15 protein-coding genes are annotated in these 19,189 nt (G+C 70.2%); 8 read left to right on the top strand and 7 right to left on the bottom strand.

Going from position 1 to position 19,189, the window contains the following annotated elements; all coding sequences use genetic code 11:
• Window positions 1-648, top strand: a 648-nt coding sequence (locus FJ091_14475) for an MFS transporter (GenBank protein MBM4384557.1), incomplete at its 5' end; no start/stop codon positions are given.
• Window positions 649-693: 45 nt separating this feature from the next.
• Here the strand turns inward: FJ091_14475 and FJ091_14480 are convergent.
• The 3 genes from FJ091_14480 to FJ091_14490 all read right to left on the bottom strand — a co-directional run bounded on the left by FJ091_14480 (window position 694) and on the right by FJ091_14490 (window position 5,929).
• Window positions 694-1,923, bottom strand: a complete 1,230-nt coding sequence (locus tag FJ091_14480) for a zinc-binding dehydrogenase (protein ID MBM4384558.1) — start codon at window positions 1,921-1,923, stop codon at window positions 694-696.
• A gap of 91 nt (window positions 1,924-2,014) precedes the next feature.
• A complete protein-coding gene (locus FJ091_14485) occupies window positions 2,015-4,420 on the bottom strand; it encodes a TonB-dependent receptor (GenBank protein ID MBM4384559.1) in 2,406 nt (801 codons plus the stop codon).
• Between the two features lie 264 nt (window positions 4,421-4,684).
• Entirely contained in the window at window positions 4,685-5,929 is a 1,245-nt protein-coding gene (locus FJ091_14490) for a M28 family peptidase (protein MBM4384560.1), read from the bottom strand.
• A 36-nt stretch (window positions 5,930-5,965) separates the two neighbouring features.
• On the opposite strand from FJ091_14490, the gene FJ091_14495 reads away from it, so the two are divergent.
• The 6 genes from FJ091_14495 (at window position 5,966) to FJ091_14520 (ending at window position 12,904) form a co-directional block, all read left to right on the top strand.
• Entirely contained in the window at window positions 5,966-7,276 is a 1,311-nt protein-coding gene (locus tag FJ091_14495; protein ID MBM4384561.1) for an MFS transporter, read from the top strand.
• Between the two features lie 95 nt (window positions 7,277-7,371).
• On the top strand, window positions 7,372-8,757 hold the full coding sequence (locus FJ091_14500; protein MBM4384562.1) for a hydroxymethylglutaryl-CoA synthase family protein: 1,386 nt from the start codon (window positions 7,372-7,374) through the stop codon (window positions 8,755-8,757).
• Window positions 8,758-8,791: 34 nt separating this feature from the next.
• Window positions 8,792-9,967: an acetyl-CoA acetyltransferase gene (locus tag FJ091_14505; GenBank protein ID MBM4384563.1), complete on the top strand. Its 1,176-nt coding sequence runs from the start codon at window positions 8,792-8,794 to the stop codon at window positions 9,965-9,967.
• 49 nt (window positions 9,968-10,016) lie between these two features.
• Window positions 10,017-11,108 carry a hypothetical protein gene (locus FJ091_14510; GenBank protein ID MBM4384564.1) on the top strand — a complete coding sequence of 364 codons (1,092 nt, stop codon included), beginning with the start codon at window positions 10,017-10,019 and terminating at the stop codon, window positions 11,106-11,108.
• Window positions 11,109-11,154: 46 nt separating this feature from the next.
• Complete coding sequence (locus tag FJ091_14515) at window positions 11,155-11,994, top strand: SMP-30/gluconolactonase/LRE family protein (protein ID MBM4384565.1); 840 nt, start codon at window positions 11,155-11,157, stop codon at window positions 11,992-11,994.
• Between the two features lie 106 nt (window positions 11,995-12,100).
• Window positions 12,101-12,904: a tetratricopeptide repeat protein gene (locus FJ091_14520; GenBank protein ID MBM4384566.1), complete on the top strand. Its 804-nt coding sequence runs from the start codon at window positions 12,101-12,103 to the stop codon at window positions 12,902-12,904.
• A gap of 278 nt (window positions 12,905-13,182) precedes the next feature.
• Here the strand turns inward: FJ091_14520 and FJ091_14525 are convergent, their stop codons facing one another.
• Together FJ091_14525 and FJ091_14530 are read right to left on the bottom strand one after the other, a co-directional pair.
• Window positions 13,183-14,331, bottom strand: a complete 1,149-nt coding sequence (locus FJ091_14525; protein ID MBM4384567.1) for a sulfotransferase — start codon at window positions 14,329-14,331, stop codon at window positions 13,183-13,185.
• Between the two features lie 44 nt (window positions 14,332-14,375).
• Window positions 14,376-15,197, bottom strand: coding sequence for an SDR family oxidoreductase (locus tag FJ091_14530; protein ID MBM4384568.1), 822 nt, complete (start codon window positions 15,195-15,197; stop codon window positions 14,376-14,378).
• Between the two features lie 94 nt (window positions 15,198-15,291).
• Here FJ091_14530 and FJ091_14535 point away from each other — a divergent pair, with 94 nt between their 5' ends.
• Window positions 15,292-17,349 carry a hypothetical protein gene (locus FJ091_14535; protein MBM4384569.1) on the top strand — a complete coding sequence of 686 codons (2,058 nt, stop codon included), beginning with the start codon at window positions 15,292-15,294 and terminating at the stop codon, window positions 17,347-17,349.
• Here FJ091_14535 and FJ091_14540 read toward each other — a convergent pair whose 3' ends face one another.
• Window positions 17,350-18,222 carry a glucose 1-dehydrogenase gene (locus FJ091_14540; protein MBM4384570.1) on the bottom strand — a complete coding sequence of 291 codons (873 nt, stop codon included), beginning with the start codon at window positions 18,220-18,222 and terminating at the stop codon, window positions 17,350-17,352.
• Window positions 18,223-18,256: 34 nt separating this feature from the next.
• Window positions 18,257-19,153 (bottom strand): SDR family NAD(P)-dependent oxidoreductase, encoded by an 897-nt coding sequence (locus FJ091_14545; GenBank protein ID MBM4384571.1) that lies wholly within the window; start codon window positions 19,151-19,153, stop codon window positions 18,257-18,259.
• Between the last annotated feature and the right edge of the window lie 36 nt (window positions 19,154-19,189).

Genomic DNA, 19,189 nt, shown 5'->3' on the forward strand with positions numbered 1-19,189 from the left:
GCGTTCGCCGCGCGCGGGCTCCCGCGCGTCGAGCGCGCGGAGGCGGCTGCTCAGCCCGGCGCCTGGCTGGCAGGCGCGCAGACCGTCGCGCGCACGCCGGCGCTGCGCGTGCCTGTGGGCCTGACCACCGCGATCGGCGTGTTCTTCATGGGACCGTTCATCGTGGGCTTCCCGATCATCGTGCGCGACTTCTACCAAGGCGGTGCCGCCGAGCTCGGCTGGATCCTCGCGACCTTCCCGCTCGGCACGATCCTCGGCTCGCTGGCGATTCGCCTGCGCGGCGGCATCGCGCGCAAGGGCCGCGCGATGCTGCTCGCGATGACGAACGGCGCGCTCAACCTCGCGCTGCTCTCGGTCGGGCTGCCGTACTGGGGATTCCTGCTGTGCGCGCTCGCCTGGGGCACCGGCGGCGCCGTCTTCATCAATTCGAGCCGCGCGCTCGTGCAGCAGACCGCGCAGCCCGACCAGCGAGGACGGGTGCTCGCCGTCTACCAGCTCGGATTCGTCGGCAGCGGCCCGCTCGGCATGGCGCTCACCGGCTTTCTCGTCGACGCGTTCGATCCGCTCACCGCACTGCGCATCTGTGCGGCGTGCATGGCGGTCGTGATCGCGTGCGTCGCGACGCTGTCGAGCGCGCGAAAGCTCTGACGCCGACGTTTGGGGCCCGGCACGGACCCTCTGACGCGCCGCGCGTCAGGCTTTGCTCCGGAAGTCGAAGAGGATTTTCACCGCGCCGCTCTCGCCTTGCGCGTGCGCCGCGGCGAAAGCCTCGCGGTACTGCGCGAGGCGGAAGCGGTGCGTGAGGAGCGGCGTCACGTCGAGGCCGCGCTGCACGAGCTCGAAGTACCACCGCATCGCGTGCTGGCGGCGTCCGCCGATCGTCTCGAAGCCGAACGCGTTCGAGCCGACCAGCGCGAGCTCCTTGAAGTAGAGCGGCGTCCACTCGAAGCGACGCGGCGTCTCGACGCCCGTGACCGAGATGCGCCCGCGGCTGCGCGTGACGCGCACGCCCACCTCGAGCGTGGCCGGCAAGCCGACCGTGTCGTACACGACGTCCACGCCCCCTAACAACATGGGCAGGCCGCGCCACGGCGCCACTTCCTCGGCGGCCGTCTCCGCCGCGATCGCCGCGACGATCTCGTGTGCCGGATCGTGCGCGAGCACGCGCACGGCGCCGAGCTTCTCCGCGAGCGCGCGCTGATGCGCGAAGCGCGCGACCGCGAGCACGCGCACGCTGGGATGCAGCGCGCGCAGCGCCGCGATCGCGCACAGCCCGAGCGTCCCGCAGCCGTAGACGAGCGCAGTGCCGCCGACCGGCGGTGGGCTGTGCAGAATCGAGTGCAGCGAGACGGAGAACGGATCCGCGAGCACGGCCTGCTCGTCACTCACCGAGTCCGGCACGGCGATGCACTGAGAGGCGTGCGCGGGCACGAGCGGGGCAAAGCCACCCGTGGCCGCGCGCGAGTTGCCGTGATGAATGCCCGGCGGCAGCGCACCCTGGCGAAACGACGTGCACTGCGCGAGCTCACCGCGCTCGCACCACGCGCAGAGCGGGAGCCCGCGCGTCGCGCAGGAGAGCCACGGGTTCAGCACCACGCGCGTGCCGGGCGCGATCTCCGCGCGAGGTCCGGCGCGCTCGACCGTGGCGACGACCTCGTGCCCTAACACCTGGGGGAACGAGATCATGCCCGTCATCGGGTTGTCGAAAGCCCCGTTCAGGAACACCTGCTTCGCATCGCTGCCGCAGATGCCCGTGAGCCGCGTGCGCAGCACCACCCAGTCGTCCGCCAGCGGCTGCGGCTCCGCGATCTCGCGCAAGCGAAGCGGAGCGAGCGGCCCGGTGAAGGCGCGAGGCGTGAGCGCCGCGAGCAGCTTCGTCGCGAGGATGCGCGGCAGCGCGTTCTCGAACACGAGGGCCTGCATGCGCGGAGCTTACGCCGCTCGCGCGCGGCGGCCGAAAAGACGAGAGGCGGGAGCCCGTGAGGGCCCCCGCCTCTGTCGGGTCGCGATCGGACTAGATCTCGATCCCGAACTCGACTCCGAGGTATCGCGGCGCGCCCCAGTTCTGGAAGCCGCCGGCCCCGAGGAAGAGGATCAGGTCGATGTACTTCTCGTTTGCCAGGTTCTTCCCGACGAACGCGGCTCGGACCTCTCGCTCACCCCAATTCCACGTGTAGGCGAGGTTGGTCTCGAACATGTCGTACTTCGACTGGAAGAGCGGCGTCCCTCCGAACGCTCCGAGCACGTACTCGTCGGTCCGCTTCCAGCGCACGTCCGCCGATGCGCGGCCCGGGCCGAGGTCCAGCCCGTACGACAAGCCGAGCGTCCACGCGAACTTCGGTTGCCGGAACAGCTCGAAGCCCGACCGGCTGCACGGCTGCGGTCCCGCCGGGAAGCACGCCACGTCGATGGGCGGTCCGGGCGGCCGCGGGAAGTTCTGGTTGGTCGGGTCGGGAAGATCCTGCGGGTTCTGGAGCGAGTCGAGCAGCTCGCCCGCCTGATAACCGAACGTGAAGTAGGTGCGCAGGTCCTCCGTGATGTTGAACGAGGTCTCCAGCTCTGCGCCGTACAGCTCGGTGGTGCCGTGGTTGAGGATCAACGTGTTGGTGCCCGGCGGAGTCGGGATCGTGATGATCGAGCTGAACTGCGCTCCTTCCAGCTTGGTGAAGAAGCCGGCCACGTTGAACGTGAAGCGCCCGTCGAACAGCTCCGACTTGAAGCCGAGCTCGTGCGCCGTCGTGTCCTCGGGGTCGAACGGCGCGCGCAAGGGATCCGTCGCTCGCATGCTGAAACCACCGCTGCGGAAGCCCTCGGCGTAGCGGTAGTAGACCTGCATCGGCGTGTCGGAGGACAACAGCTCACCGACGTCGACGCGGGTGCTGGCTTCGAACACCACGTCGTCCCAGCTGTCGGACACGTCCGGCACGGTGATGAACGGCGAGCCTTCGGTCCCGGTGATGTCCGGGGCGAGCGGCGCGAAGCGCGAGCGGAAGTCCTTCTTCTCCTTGATCCAGCGCAGACCCGCGCTGACGTTCCACCACTCGAACACGTCGAAGCCGAGCGAGCCGAACACTCCGTAGGACTTCGTGTCCTGGCCCGAGGTCTGCACCGTGTAAGTGGGAGGGAACACGCAGATCTGGGTGCCCGGCACGGCGAGGCTTTCCGGGCCGTTCCGCCAGGTCGGCACGATCGCGGGGCAGAGGCCCGCCGCACCGAGGAACGGAAGGCCGACGCCGACCTGCAAGATGATCTCGCTCTTCTGCTGGAAGTCGATGTCTTCGTCGGTGAAGTAGAAGCCGGCCGCGTACTGGAGGCGGCCATCCATCAAGTCGCCCGCGAAGCGCAGCTCTTGCGAGAACACGTCGAAGAACTGATGACGCCGGGTGTGCAGGCGCGCGAAAGGCTCGTTCGGGTCGCTCAGGAGCGGATTCGCGGCGTTGAAGAAGCCGCCATCGAAGTCCTGAAGCACGAGGTCTCGGCTGTTCCAGTACGCCGAAATCGAGGTAAACGTGCCGAAGTCGGTCTCCCAGTTGATCTCGAGCGCCGGGAGCGAGAGGTCATAGAACTGCGCTTCCTTCGGGCTGCGGTCCGACCGATTGATCCACGGATTGTCGCCGTCGGAAAGTGCGTCCTGCGGCGGAATGTCCCCGCGGTCGCGAATCCAGTCGTAGGACAGCGTTGCGGAGAAGTCCTCCGTCGGCTGGAACAGCAGCTTGAGCGCGACTGCGGTGTAGTCGAGACCACCGCGATCCTCGCCCGTAAAGCTGTTCCTCCAGAAGCCGTCCGACTTCTTGTAGGTGACGCCTCCGCGTAGAGCGAGCGTCTCTTCGTTGAGCGGCACGTTGACCACGCCCTGGACGCCGTACTGATTCCCGTCGCCCTCACCGTCGTAGTTGCCGTAGTTCGCGGCGAAGCGAGCCTCGTACTCGCCGAGCTTCGGCTGGCCGCGCCGGATCACGATCGTGCCGGCGGAGGTGTTGCGGCCGAAGAGCACGGCCTGGGGGCCGCGATTCACGGTGATCTGCTCGATGTCGAACGTGTCGACGAGCTGACCGGTGTTCGACGGAAGGAAGACGCCATCGACCACAACGCCCACGTTCGAGGTTTGCGTCTTCTCGATGTCGGCGTAGCCGAGGCCGCGGATGTAGATCGCGCCCGCGGAGGGGCCCGCGATGTTGTTTCCGATGAACACGTTCGGGGCGAGCTGGTCGAAGTCGCGCAGCGTCGACGGCGCGATCGCCTTGATCGCTTCGCTGCCGAACGCGCTGACCGAGATCGGCACTTCCTGGATCGACTCCTCGCGCAGGCGCGAGGTCACGACGATCTCTTCGACTCCCTCTTGCTGAGGCGCCGGCGCCGCCTGCTCGGGTGCTGCCGGCGGCGCTGTTTCCTGAGCCGCTGCCGGGAGAGTGAGGCTCATCGCAATGCATGCGCCGAGGCATCGGAACTGTCGTCGTACCACGAGGTCCCCCAATTGTTAGGCCCAGCCCGAGCGACCCTCCGCGGACCGCTCGCGCATCCAGGACTTTGCCGCCGACGCGGCTCACCCCGACTGGGCTGTCGCCGACACTACCACCGAGCCGGTACGATTTGAACACGTTTTCCGCGGAAGAGTCGCGGTGTTGGGGACCGGGTTGCGAGACGCCGAGTCGCCCGCGTATCGCGAGAAACGGGCTGTCGCGGCTCAGCCAGCGAGCCGGCGGGCCACCTCGACGAGTGCCGCGCACGATCGCGCGGTCTTCTCGAGGTCGACGGCGTACGGCCATCGATCGTCGGGCGCGTGGAAGAACGGGTTCGTGCCGAGCACAGAGAGGTAGGGGCGGCTCGCGACCTCGCGTACCTCGCCGAGCGGCGGTGTCTCGGGGCCAACGATGCTGCCGAGCGGCTGCTCCACGCCGGCGAACGCCTCGCGCGCGAGCGCGGCCATCTCGTCGCTCGAGGCCTGCACCATCATCTCGCCCCGCGCCGCGGCGAAGTTGGCGCCGAGGTGAAGCCACGCCTGCGCACTCGCGAGGACGGGATGCGCGGCGAGCCACGCGTGCAGCCCGAGGTGCCCGAGCTCGTGCCCGCTCGACGCGACGAACACGACGTCGCGCCGCGGCGGCGCGTCGTAGAGGGCGCGCGCGATCTCGAGGAACGCCGCGAGCCCGCCGCCGCGCTCGCTCGCGCACGCCCACCAGCCGCTGCGCGGCGTCATCACCACGAGCGGCGCTGCCTCGGCATCCGCGCCGCGGATGCGCGCCGTCACGTTGAGTGCGTACGCCGGCACGCGCTCCGCGAGCACCACCACGTGCGCCTGCGCTCCGGCGCGCGCGCCCTCCTCCACCGCGAACGTGTGTGAGCCCGCGAGCTGCACGACCGGCGTCGCGTCGGGGTTCGCAAAGCGCTCGGCGTTGATGAGCGCGAGATCTCCGTGCGCAGCGCCGCGCTCCGGCAGCACGAGGATCGCGCGGTGCACGCCTGCGATGCGCGCGCGCTCGAATCGCGCGAGCAAGTCGCCGCGCGGACTCGGTGCGAGGCGCGCGTAGGCGATCTCCGCGCTCGACCCGAGCGCGCCGAGCCGGCCGCGCACGCCTTCGGGCGGCGTGACGCCGCCGTCGAACGCGGGGAGCCCGTGGCGGCGCTGGCCACCGAACGCGACATCGGCCTTGTATGGATCGAAGCGCGCGACCTCGAAGCGTTCGAGGCGCGCTGCGAGCCCGCAGTCCGCGAGCGCGCGCACGAGCCAGCCCGCGCTCTTCTCGTCGACTCGCGTGGCGGTGCGGTGCTCGCCCTGCTGGTCGTACTCGGCGATGACCTCGGCGATGCGGTCCATGCGCGCGACGTGCGCGTCCGCGTCTTCGGCCCGCCCCGCACGCGCCCAGCCGAGGACGGACGATGCGAGCGCGCTGCCTAACAACGCGCGGCGCGTGAGCGATGCGGCATACACTCGGCTCGCCGCCTCCTCGCGCGGCGAGGAGGCCCGATGAGCGCGCCGGCTGAGCCCCAAGATCGCATCGAGCTTCGTCACTACGCGTTCCTCGCACTGTTGACGCTGCTCAACGTGGTGAACTTCGTCGACCGCCAAGCGCTGCCGAGCTTCGCGAACTTCATCAAGCCCGAGCTCGCGCTCTCGGACACGCAGTGGGGCCTGCTCACCGGCATCGCGTTCATCGTGTTCTACGCGACGATGGGCCTCTTCACCGGCGCGCTCGCCGACATGTTCCATCGGCCGCGCCTGATCACGATCGGGCTCACGTTGTGGAGCCTGCTGACGGCGGCGACTGGATTCGCCACGGGCTTCTGGTCGCTCGCAGCGGCGCGCGCGCTGATCGGGGTCGGCGAGTCGGTGCTCACGCCCACCGCGATGTCGATCCTCTCGGACCGCTTCCCCGCCTCGCGCCTCGGCCTCGCCTCGGGCCTCTACTACATGGGCGTGCCGATCGGCAGCGGCGTGAGCTTGCTGGTCGCCGGCTACCTCGCGCCCGAGATGGGCTGGCGCGGCTGCTTCAAGCTGCTCGGCGTGATCGGCCTCGTGTTCGCCGCGGTGATGCTGTTCGTGCGCGAGACGCCGCGGAAGAAACCCGCGGGCGCCGCAGCGGCCGCGCCGCAGCACAGCCTCGCTGAGATCTCCGCGATCGTCGGCAGCGCGCTGCGCTCGTCGCCCGCGCTGCTCTGCACGATGGGCGGCGGCATCGCGTTCCATTTCATTCTGGGCGCCGCGGTCGTCGATCAGCTGTGGCTCGCGAACGAACGCGGCTTCGATCGCGCCTACATCGCGCAAATCTCGGGCTGGATCGCCGTCGCGGGCGGGATCACCGGCAACATCCTCGGCGGCATGGGCAGCGACTGGTTCCTGCGCCGCACCGGTCTCGGGCGCCCCACGTTCCTCGCGCTGCTGATCGTGCTGTTCGCGCCGCTCGCGTTCGCGTACCGCCTCGCAGACCCCGCCGGCCCGTGGTTCTGGCTGGGGATGATCCTCGGCAGCGTGCAGCTCGGGATGTTCTACGGCCCCACCTTCGCGAGCGTGCAGGAGCTCGTGCCGCCGAACGTGCGCGCCACCGTGGTCGGCCTCTACATCATGCTGCTCAACGTCGTCGGCCTCGGCATCGGCATCACCGGCTCCGGCGTGATGATCGACGCGCTGCGCGCGGAGGGCGCCGCCGATCCGTACACGCAGACTCTGGTCGCGTTCACCGCGCTCTCGCTGCTCGCGCTGCCGCTGTTCTGGTACGCCGGCCGCCGCTTCGTGCGCGATCGCGAGGCGCTCTACGCAAAGCTGGGTGCCGGCGCGTGAGCGCGGGCTAGCGTCTTTTCCGTCCTCGATCTCGAACCCGGCAAGCGAAGCGCGCAGCGAGGCGAAGTCTTCGGAGCCGAGCGGAGTCCACCAGCATGGCCGGCATCGTGCGTTACGGCAGCTACGTCCCCTTCTTCCGCCTGCAGCGCAAGGCGATCGGCGCGGGCAAGGGAGAGCGCGCCGTCGCGAGCTTCGACGAGGATGCCGTCTCGATGGCGGTCGAGGCCGCGCGCGAAGCGATGCGCGCGGCGCCGGCGGTGGACTCGCTGCTGTTCGCGACGACGAGCCCGCCCTATGCGGAGAAGCTGAACGGCACGACGATTCACGCCGCACTTCAGCTCCCGAGCAAGGTGCGCTCGATCGATCTCGGCACGTCGTCGCGCATGGGCCTCGGCGCGCTGCTCACGGGCCTCGACCTCGCGGCCGCGGGCAAGCGCGCGCTCGTGTGCGCCAGCGACGTGGTGGTCGGCGCGCCCGGCGGCGGGCGCGAGAGCGCGAGCGGCGATGCGGCCGCGGCGTTCGTGACCGGCCCCGACTCCGAGAGCGGCGCGGTGCTGATCGGCAGCGCCTCCGCGACGACCGAGATCCTCGACGTGTGGCGCCTCCCCGAGGACCGCTTCGCGAAGAGCTGGGAAGAGCGCTTCAGCGCCGACATGCTCGCGCCGCTCGTGGCGGACACCTGCGCGCGCGCCCTCGCCGACGCGAAGATCGCGCCCGCGGACCTGACCACGGTGATCGCGGACGCCGCGAACCCACGCGCGATCGCGAACCTCCCGAAGGGCCTCAAGCTGAAGCCCGAGCAGAGCGCGGACCTGCTCGGCGAGAACGTCGGCCGCACCGGCGTCGCGCACTCGCTGCTGACGCTCGCGCGCGCGCTCGACGCGGCGAAGCCCGGCGACCGCATCCTCGTGCTCTCGCTCGCCGACGGCTGCGACGCCGCGGTGTTCGAGGTGACGAGCCGCATCGCGCAGGCGCGCCCGAAGCACACGGTCGACGCGTGGATCGCCTCGAAGCGAAACGACCTCGCGTACAACACCTATCTCAAGTGGCGCGGCATCCTGCCCTTCGAGCCGCCGCGTCGCCCCGATCCCGAGCGGCCCGCGGCGCCGCCGATGGCGCGCAGCCTCGGCTGGAAGCTCGGCTTCGTCGGCTCGCGCTGCGCCGACTGCGGCATGGGTCAGCTGCCGCCGCAGCGCGTCTGCCTCAAGTGCGGTGCCGTCGACCACATGCGCGACGAAGACTTCGCCGAGAAGCGCTGCAAGATCGCGACCTACACGCTCGACTACCTCGCGTACTCGCTGAATCCGCCGACCGTGGCCGGGGTGATCGACTTCGAGGGCGGCGGACGCGTCACCTGCGAGGTCACCGATGTCGAGCCCGCGGCGGTGAAGATCGGCGACGAGCTCGAGATGACCTTCCGCCGGCTCTACACCGGCCAGGGCGTCCACAACTACTTCTGGAAGGCACGCCCGCGCCGCTAGCGCGCCGTAACAACTTCACTCCGAGGAGAACTCCATGGCATCTCGTGGCATCTGCGATCGCGTCGCAATCGTCGGCATGGGCTGCACGTCGTTCGGCGAGCACTGGGACAAGGGCGCCGACGACATGCTGGTCGAGTCGACGCAGGAGTCGTTCAAGAGCGCGAACGTCTCGAAGGACCAGGTCGACGCGTACTGGCTCGGCACGATGGGCAGCGGCGTCTCCGGCCTCGTGCTGAGTGAGGCGATCAAGATCGACTACAAGCCCGTCACCCGCCTCGAGAACATGTGCGCGACCGGCAGCGAAGCGATCCGCAACGCGGCCTACGCGGTCGCGAGCGGCGCCTACGACCTCGTGATGGCGGTGGGCGTCGAGAAGCTGAAGGACTCGGGCTTCTCCGGACTCGTTACGGGCACCGTGCCGGACGACGGCACGCGCCCGAGCCTCACGGCGCCGGCGATGTTCTCGCTGCTCGCGCCGGCGTACGCCAAGAAGTACGGCGTCGACGAGGGCACGCTCAAGGACGTGATCTCGCGCATCGCGTGGAAGAACCACGTGAACGGCGCGAAGAACCCGAAGGCGCAGTTCAAGAAGGAAGTGCCGATCGAGACGATCAAGGCGAGCCCGAAAGTCGCGGGCATGTTCGGCGTGTTCGACTGCTCGGGCGTGAGCGACGGCTCCGCCGCCGCGATCCTCTGCCGCGCGGAAGACGCGCACAAGTACACGGACAAGCCGATCTTCATCAAGGCGCTCTCGTTCGCCGCGGGCCCGGCGGAGGGCAACTTCTCGCAGGACTACGACTTCACCACCTTCCAAGAGGTCGTCGCGAGCGCCAACGAGGCGTACAAGCAGGCGGGCATCACCAACCCGCGCGAGCAGATCTCGATGGCGGAGGTGCACGACTGCTTCACCGCGACCGAGCTCGTGCTGATGGAAGACATGGGCTTCTCGCCGCGCGGCACCGCGTGGAAGGACGTGATGGCGGGCCGCTTCGACGGCAACGGCGCGCAGCCGGTGAACCCCGACGGCGGGCTCAAGAGCTTCGGCCACCCGATCGGCGCGAGCGGATTGCGCATGATGTACGAGATGTGGCTCCAGCTGCGCGGCGAGGCGGGCCCGCGCCAGATCAAGAGCCCGAAGTACGGCCTCACGCACAACCTCGGCGGCCAGCCGGGCCGCTGCGTGAGCTTCGTCTCGATCGTCGGCGTGTAGTCCAGCACGTCGCGCTTTGGGCGACTCGGCAGAAAACCGAAGAGGCGGCGTGGATTCCCTTCCCCGCCGCCTCTTGCTTTCCGCGCTCGCCGTCGCCCTCTTCCTCGCGCTGCTCGAAGGCGCCGCGAGCTGGACGTACGCGATCGCGAAGACGCGCGAGCAGCTCGCCGCGGGCAAGCGTCCCGAGCATCGCCACGCGCAGTACGACGCGACGCTCGGCTGGGTGAACACGCCGGGCGCATTCGTGCGCGATGCCTACGGCCCCGGCAAACACTTCACCGTGAACGCGCAGGGCTTTCGCGCGCGCGACGACTACACGCGCGAGGTGCCAGCCGGCCGCAAGCGCGTGCTGTTCGCGGTCGACTCGTTCACGATGGGCTTCGGCGTCGGCGACGACGACACCTACCCCGCGCAGATCGAGCGCCTCGAGCCGCGCATCCAGAGCGCGAACCTGGGAATGGGCGCGTACGGCGTCGACCAGGCTTGGCTGAGCTTGCGCAGCGAGCCCGCACGGATCGACAAGCACCTGATCGTGCTCGCCTTCATCGCGCACGACTTCCGGCGCATGGAGCTCGACTTCTACATGGCGCCGAAGCCGCGCCTCGCGCTGAAGGACGGCGCGCTGGAAATCGAGAACGCGCCCGTGCCCGAGCGCAGCGCGAAGGAAGACGCCCGCTTCGCCCTGCGCGAGTTCTTCACGTGGCTCGATCTCGGCAAGCTGTTCGGGCGCGCGGCGAGAGCGCTCGCGCCCGAGCGTCCCGACGCGGCGCCGAGCATCGACACCGACGACGCAGCCTTCCCGCCCCTCGCGCGCGCGATGTTCGCAGAGCTCGCCGCTCAGTCGGCGCGCGACGGCGTGCCCGTAGTGCTCGCCTTCATCCCCACGCGCGACGAGCTGCGCAGGGGCGAGCACGTGATTCGCGACTGGACGCAGCGCGAAGCGGCGAAGGCTTGGCTCGCGTCCTTCGATGCGACCTCCGCCTTCGCGCGCGCCGAAGACCTCGAAGCGCTCTACCTCGAAGACGGTCACCCCTCCGAAGTGGGCAACGCGCTCCTCGCCGCCGAGATGCTCCCCGTGCTGAGGGACGCGCTCGCCCTCGCTCCGCCCGAGCTTCCGCCGAGTCCTCCGGCCGCCGACTGAGCACGGGGCCAAAGGCAAGCGAAGTCGACGCGGTAGCGTCACGCGCATGAGCGACACCGCGCGATTCGAGCTGCTCGCCTCCGGCTACGGCCTGATCGAAGGGCCCACCGTCGCGCCCGAAGGCGGGCTGTACTTCAGCGACGTGCTCGGCGGCGGCATCTTCCACCTCGCGGCGGGCGGCGCCGTAACGACCGTGGTGCCGAAGCGGCGCGGCGTCGGCGGCATCGCGGCGCACGCGGACGGCGGCATCGTGTGCAGCGGGCGCGACCTCATCCACGTGAAGGACGGCGTCACGCGCACGCTGTTCGCGATCGACGGCCTGCCCGGCTGGAACGACCTCTGCACCGATGCGCGCGGGCGCGTGTACGCCGGCGCGGTGCGCTTCCGCGTCTTCGATCGCGACGTGAAGGTCGTGCCCGGCGAGTGCTGGCGCATAGACGCCGCGGGCAAGGCGAGCCAGATCTACGACGACGTCATCCACGCCAACGGCATCGCGGTATCGCCCGACGAACGCTGGCTCGCGCACTCCGACACGCGCGGCGCGCGCGTGATCGTGCACGCGCTGCGCGAGGACGGCTCGGTGGCAGAGCGCCGACACATTCCGGTGTCGGGCCACGCCGACGGCCTCGCCTTCGACGAGACCGGCGCGTTCTGGGTCGCCCTCGCCGGTGCGGGCCGCATCGACCGCTTCGCGCTCACGGGCGAGAAGCTCGGCTCGCTCGCGGTGCCCGCGCGCATGGTCACCAGCCTCTGCTTCGCGGGAAGCGATCTGCGCGACCTGATCGTGGTGACCGCAGACAACACGCTCGAGCCCGCGGGCAAAGGCGCGCTGCTGCGCACGCGCGCGCCGGTCGCGGGCGCGAGGGTGCATCCGGCGCGGGTGTGATCCCGCATCCCGTGACCCCCATCACCTCAAGTGCGGCCCCGCCTCTCCGATTCATAAGGACGCCACGGAGAGGGGTGCGGGGAACGTGCAGTCGCGGATCGACGCCATGCGGAACGACCGCAAGAGGCTGCTCGCGGAAGCGAACCGCGAGCTGCAGGAGGGCGACGAGCGCGCGGCGATCGTGCTCTATCGGCGCGTGCTGCTCGAGGAGCCGCGCAACGTCGCGGTCGCGCTGAAGGCGGCGCCGCTGCTCGCGCGTACCGCGACCGGGTTCGAGGCGTGGCAGCTGTTCCGCATGGCTTCGCAGGAGCTGATGCGCGCGCGCCGGCGCGAGGAGTGTCTCGCCGCGCTGAAGGAAGCCTGCCGCTGCGTGCCGCACGAGTTCGAAGCGTGGCGGCTGTGCAGTGAGCTCGAGCTGAAGCTCGGCCGCGAAGACGCCGCGTTCGCCACGCTGCTCGAAGGCCGCCGCGCGTTTCGCAGCGCGCCGTTCCGTCCGCAGGCGATCGCGCTGCTCGAGCGCGCGCGCCAGCTCGAGCCGTGGGACATCGAGATCGGCCTCGACCTCGCGCGGCTCTACGCACAGACCGACCAGAAGCACGCGGCGCTCGAGCTGCTCGAGCTGCTCTCGCTGCGCGCGGAAGGCGACGACGTGCGCCGCGTCGCCGCGCTGCGCTTCCGCATCACGCGCTCGCCGAGCGAGCTTTGGCGCTGGGCGTTCGCGTGGATCGCACCACCGGAGCGCCGCACGCGCGACGAGGCGCGGCCAGAGCTCGAGCTGGAGCTGCTCGATCCCGTTCTTCCCGCGGCGGTCGAGGGGCGCTCGCGGCCCGAGCCCACCCTGCCGCTCGTCGAAACCGTCACGGACGAAGACGATCCTGAGACCTGGCACCCGGACGAACGCGTGCACTGAGGAGTGCATCGTGATCCTCGGTTCTGGTACCGAGGGTCTCGGTTCGCCGACGCGCATCGATTCATCGAGGTCGGCTCAGACTTGGGAGCGCGTCGGCGAATCTTCCCCGTTTACTTCGCTCGCCTTCGGCTCGCTGCGTGCTTCGCTTGCGGCCTCGGCCGACCTGCTCGGGTGGAGAGCTCGTCGTCGAGCGCGTTCTGGCGTCGGCTGGGGCGCGTCACCCATCGAGCTTCCACGGGCGCTCCCTCACTTCGCGAGGTCGGAGCGTCCTCGGCGCGCTATGCGGTGAGCCGGGGTTCGATGAAGCGTTTGCGGTAGGCGGCGAAGTCGCTTCGGATCTTTGCTTCGCTGAGGCCGAACTCTTCGAGCGTGTAGTCGTGCGGAGGGCGCTTGTCGCGGCGGTTGTCTTGGAGCCAGGTTGTCAGGGATTCGCGGGCGGCGGGTGTCATCGGGATGCCGAACTGTGCATAGATGCGCTCGACCACCGCGAGCGGCTCGCGCAGGGCGTCTTGGAACCAGACATCGGCGACTTGTTGGGGAGGAATCTTCTCGCGCGACGCGAGGCAACGATCGACCGCCCAGGCCATGCGCGCTTGCCACTGGCGGCCGATCTCGCGCTCGTCGAAGTCGTCGCTCGACATGCGCCAGAGCGAGCGGTTGAGCGAGGCGGCGCTCGGGATCGTCTGCACCGGATCGCGGTGGGTCTGCACGATCAGCGCGCCGGGGAAGACGCGCAGCAGCGTGTCGAGATAGCCGAGGTGCCCCGGCGTCTTCAGCACCCAGCGCTCGCGCAGCGCGCCGCGCTGGCGCTTCTGCCACTGAAGGAATTGCAGGAAGCGGCGCAGGCTCTCGTATGCGGGCGTCCAGTCCTGCCCGTCGAGCCACGCGCGATACGTCGGCACGTTCGTGAACGCCTCGGGCACGTGCGACAGGAACGAGTGCTCGAGCAGCATGATCTCTTCGTCGGGCGCCTGCGCGTCCCACGGATGGATCGAGGCCTGCTCGGGATCGGCGGCGAGAATGCCCGCGACCTCGGCTTCCGCGATTGCGATGCGCGGATCGGGGGCATCCCAGCGCGTGCCCGGCAGCGGTGCCGGGAAGCGCACCTCCCACCAGAGCGAGCCGTGATGCCGCGGATCGCTCGCGAGCAGGCGCTGCAGCATGGTCGTACCCGTGCGCGTCTGCCCCACGACGACGATCGGCGCAGAGATCACTTCGCGCTCGACCTCGGGATTGCGGCGAATCCAGTCCTCGGTGCGCAGCCGTGTCATGAGGGACTCGAGCACGCGGCCGCGCAGCATCGCGATGCCCGTCGCGTTGAGCGGCGCCTCCTCGCGCAGCGAGCGCAGCAGCACGCGCAGCGGCTCACGGAACGCGGCGCTGCCGTAATCACTCAGCCCCGTGGCGCGCTCCGCTTCCGCGAGCAGCGCGCCCTCGTCGAAGGCGGCGCTCGCGGCTTCGCGCTCGATCGTCACGACTGCGGCTCCCCGCTCTCGGCTCCGCTCGCCAGCTCCGCTCGGTAGCGCGCGAGGTCGGGATACGTCGTCGTCTCCCACGCGCCGTCGACGAACAAGTTCGAGCCCGAGATGTAGCCCGCGTCGTCGCTCGCGAGGAAGAGCGCGGCGCGCGCGATCTCGTCCGGCGTGCCCCAGCGCCGCATCGGGATGCGCTCCATGAACGCGCCCTCGAGCCCCGCGACATCGCGGAAGCCCGCCGTCGCCGGAGTGTCGGTGAGCCCAGGCGACACGGTGTTCACGCGGATCCCGTGGCGTGCGAGCTCGAGCGCGGCGTTGCGTCCGAGCATCTCGACGCCGGCCTTGGCGCTCGTGTAGGAGGCCATGCCCACCGCGGGCACGTGCGAGTTGAGCGAGGCGATGTTCACGATCGCGCCGCCGCGTCCGCTCGCGATCATGCGCCGCGCCTCGTGCTTCACCGAGAAGAACACGCCCTTGAGGCAAATGTCGAGCACGGTGTCCCAGTCGGCCTCGCTGAGATCCACGATCTCGCCGAACACGCCGAGGCCCGCGCAGTTGAAGCCGAGGTCGAGCGCGCCGAAGCGCGACACGGCCGCGTTCGCGAGCGCTTCGACCTGCGCCTCGACGCGCACGTCGCACACGACGCCGTGCGCGCTCGGGCCGAGCTCGGCGCACACGCGCGCGAGCGCAGCTCCGTTCACGTCGCCGAGCACGGCGCGCGCGCCTTCCGCAACGAGGCGACGCGAGATCGCGAGGCCGATGCCTGAGGCGCCGCCGGTCACCACCGCGACGCGGCCCTCGAACCTGCGTGTACTCATCTCGACTCCAGTTTGCGCGAGCGGCCCAAGATGGAGCAGCGCGAAGCCCGGCGCCTGCCATTGAACGAGCGCGCGGGCGAACTAGCGTGGCCTAATGACAAAGCCCGCACGGCACCTCGCACTCGCCGTCTCGTTTCTGGCGCTCGCGTGCTCGCCCAGCGATGACACCACGATCGAGTCCGCCGCACGGTCCTCGAGCGACTTCATCGAAGGCCGCGTCACGTCCGGGGGCGGCTCGCCCGAAGCGGGCGTGTGGGTGATCGCCGAGACCGCCTCACTGCCGACGCCCTATCGCAAGATCGTCGTCACCGGCGACGACGGGCGCTTCGTGCTGCCCGAGCTTCCGGAAGCGCAGTATGAGGTTTGGGTGCGCGGCTACGGGCTCGCGGATTCCGCGAGGACGCCCGCCGCCCGCGGCGCGCAGCTCGAGCTGAATGCGACGCTCGCCGACAACGCGCAGCACGCCGCGGCGATTTATCCCGCGAGCTACTGGCTCTCGCTGATCGACATCCCCCACGCCGACCCGCTCGCGTGGACGACGCAGTTCAAGCTCGGCTGCCAGCTCTGCCACCAAGTCGGCAGCGCGCCGACCCGTAACAAGACTCGCGAGCTCTACGACGCGGGGCTACGCAAGGCGCGCGTGATGCATGCGACCGCGGACGCGCTGAACCGCCCGCAGCTGCTCGATGCGCTCGCGGCCTGGAGCGCGCGTACCCAGGCGGGCGAAGTGCCCGAGGCGCCGCCGCGGCCGAGCGGCGTCGAGCGCAACCTCGTGATCACGCAGTGGGCGTGGGGCGACGGCACGACCTACGCGCACGACGAGATCGCGACGGACAAGCGCGACGTCACGGTGAATGCGAATGGTCCGATCTACGGCGTCGACATCGGCAACGACCACACGCTCATCCTCGATCCCACGCTGCACGTCGCTCTGCGCGAGAAGACGCCGACGCTCGGCGGCTTCTCCACGCCCTGGTGCGATCAGACCTACGTGCCGCTCGGCGCGAAGAGCGAGCCGGTCGCCGTGGGCTTCGGCTCGCTCGGCTGCCCGGCGGAAGGCGGCGTCAGCAGCATTCCCCACGGCTACGCGAACCCCGCGAACCCGCACAACCCGATGCTCGACGCCCAGGGCCGCGTGTGGCTCACGACGCAAGTGCGGCGCGAGCACGGCGACGACCTGCCCGCGTTCTGCAAGAAGTCGCCGGTGATCGCGAACAACTACCACCACCGCCAGCTCGGCGTGTTCGACCCGACGACGCGCGAGACCACGCTGATCGACACTTGTTATGGAACGCACCATCTCCAGTTCGACGCGAAGGGCGTGCTGTGGACCAGCGGCGACTCGTACGTGATCGGCTGGTTCGACCTCGCGAAGTGGGATCCCGCGAAGCCCGAGACGCTCGAAGCGGCGCAGGGCTGGAGCGAGGTCGTGATCGACAGCGACGGCGACGCGAAGCCCGACACGCCGCTCGTCGGCTTCAACTACGGCGTGATCCCGAACCCCACGGACGGCAGCGTGTGGACCGCACAACCCGGCCCGAACCCCGGCGAGGGCTTCGCCGATCGCGGGAGGCTCATCCGCTACGACCCGAGGGCGGATCGCCACGAAGCGTTCACGCCGCCCGCGCCGGGTGCGGGCCCGCGCGGCGTCGACGTGGACACGCAGGGCGTGATCTGGGCCGCGCTCGGCGGCACGGGCCACCTCGCGAAGTTCGAGCGCGCGAAGTGCAAGCAGACCTGGGGCCGTGGAGACCAATGCCCCGAGGGCTGGACGCTCTACCGCAGCCCGGGCCCGGTGATGCGCAGCGCGCCTGACAAGCCGACCGAGCTCGGCGCGGACTTCCACTACTACCTGTTCGTCGACCAGTTCGACACGCTCGGGCTCGGCAAGGACACCGTGATCCTCAACGGCACCGGCAGCGACTCGCTGCTCGCCTTCGATTCCAAGCGCGAGACGTGGACCGTGATCCGCGTGCCCTACCCGCTCAACACCTTCACGCGCGGCCTCGACGGCCGCATCGACGACGCGAGCGCGGGCTGGAAGGGCCGCGGCCTCTGGTTCACGAACGGCCTCGACCCGCTGCTGCACAGCGAGATCGCGCAGAGCTACGTGGGCAAGGTGCAGCTCAGGCCCGACCCGCTGGCGAGGTGATCAGGCGTCGAGCTTCCGATAGCGCGGCTTCTTCCCGGTCGTTCCGTACGCGATGCCCGAGAGCTTGCGCAGCTTCCGGAAGCCCGCGCTGTGATCGACGAGGCGCGGGCCGGCAGCGGTTAGGCCGCCGTCGACCACGAGCAGGTGGCCGCTCACGAACACGCTGTCGTCGCTCGCGAGGAAGAGCGCAGCGCCGGCGATGTGCTCCGGCTGGCCGCGATCGGGCCACGGCTGGATCTCTGCGCGCCACTCGTCCGCGGCCTCCTCCTTCCCGCCGTGCATCAGCGGCGTGTAAATCACGCCGGGGCAGATCGCGTTCACGCGAATGCGGTGCTCCGCGAGCTCGAGCGAGGTCGACTGCGTGATGCTCGCGACCGCCGCCTTCGCCGCCGAGTACGCCTGCGCGCCGCCGCCGCCGGTGAGCGCTGCGACCGAGGCGGTGTTGATGATCGAGCCGCCGCGGCCCGCGGCGATCATCGCGCGCGCGGCGTGCTTGATGCCGAGGAACACCGAGCGCGTGTCGATCGCGAAGGTCTCGTCCCACGCGTCGACTTCCGTCTCGGTGATCGGCCCGAACGCGCCGCCGACGCCCGCGTTGTTGAACATCACGTCGAGGCGCCCGAAATCCGCGAGCGCGAGATCGACGAGCCCCGCCACATCGCGCTCTTCCGCGACGTCCGCGCGCACGAAGCGGAGACGCTTCGCGTCGCCGCGCTCCGCGCGCGCGCTCGCGAGGGCTTCGCCCTTCGCGGCGTTCAGGTCCGCCGCGATCACGCACGCGCCCTCGTCGAGGAAGCGCTCGACGCTCGCGAGCCCCATTCCGCTCGCGCCGCCCGTCACGATCGCCACGCGCCCATCGAGTCGTCCGCTCATGCCACTTCTCCCTGCGGAATTGCGTCTCGCGCGCTCAGCTCTTCAGCGCCTTCGCGATCAGCGCGCTCGCGTCCGGCACCCCGCGCGGCACCGTGTAGCCGCGGTCGTCCGCCATGCGCGCGACGTACGCGGCGACATCTTCGATCGTCGCGGCGGGGTTGAAGAAGCCCTCGGTCTCGCCCACGAACACGCGCGCGTAGCGCCCTGCGCCGGCCGTCATCACTTCGCCCGCGAGTGCGCACGACTCGTGGCACAGGTACGCGACGAGCGGCGCGACTTTCTCGGGGCCCATGTGCGGACCGAGCTCACCCGTCAGGCCCGCGGTCATGCGCGTCGCGGCGTTCGGGCTCACCACGTTCGCCTTGATGTCGAACTTCGCGCCTTCGATCGAGAGCGTCCGCGCGAAGCCGACCAGGCCCATCTTCGCGGCCGAGTAGTTCGCCTGGCCGAAGTTCCCGTACGTGCCCGACGGCGAGGACGTCATCACGATGCGGCCGTGGCCCTGCGCACGCATCTTCGCGTAGGCGGGCCGCGTCACGTTGAAGGCGCCGCGCAGGTGCGTGCCGTGCACGGTGTCCCACATCTCGTGGGTCATGTTGTGAAACGCCTTGTCGCGCAGGACGCCGGCGTTGTTGATCACGATGTCGACGCGCCCGAACGCTTCGAGCGCGTGCGCGACGATCGCTTCACCGCCCTCCGCGCTCGCGACGCTGGTGGTGTCCGCGACCGCGATGCCGCGCGCCGCGCTGATCTCCTCCACCACGCTCTTTGCGGGCTCCGCGCTGCCGCCCGAGCCGTCGAGCTCGCCGCCGTTGTCGTTCACGAGCACGCTCGCGCCGCGCGCGGCGAGCAGCTTTGCGTACTCGCGGCCGAGCCCGCGCCCGCCGCCCGTCACGATCGCCACGCGTCCGTCGAATCGAAGCTGAGACATGCGCGCCTCCGTTGCGGACACGCTACCGCCGCGTGC

The organism is Deltaproteobacteria bacterium (assembly GCA_016875395.1).
Classification (GTDB): Bacteria; Myxococcota_A; UBA9160; order UBA9160; family UBA6930; genus VGRF01.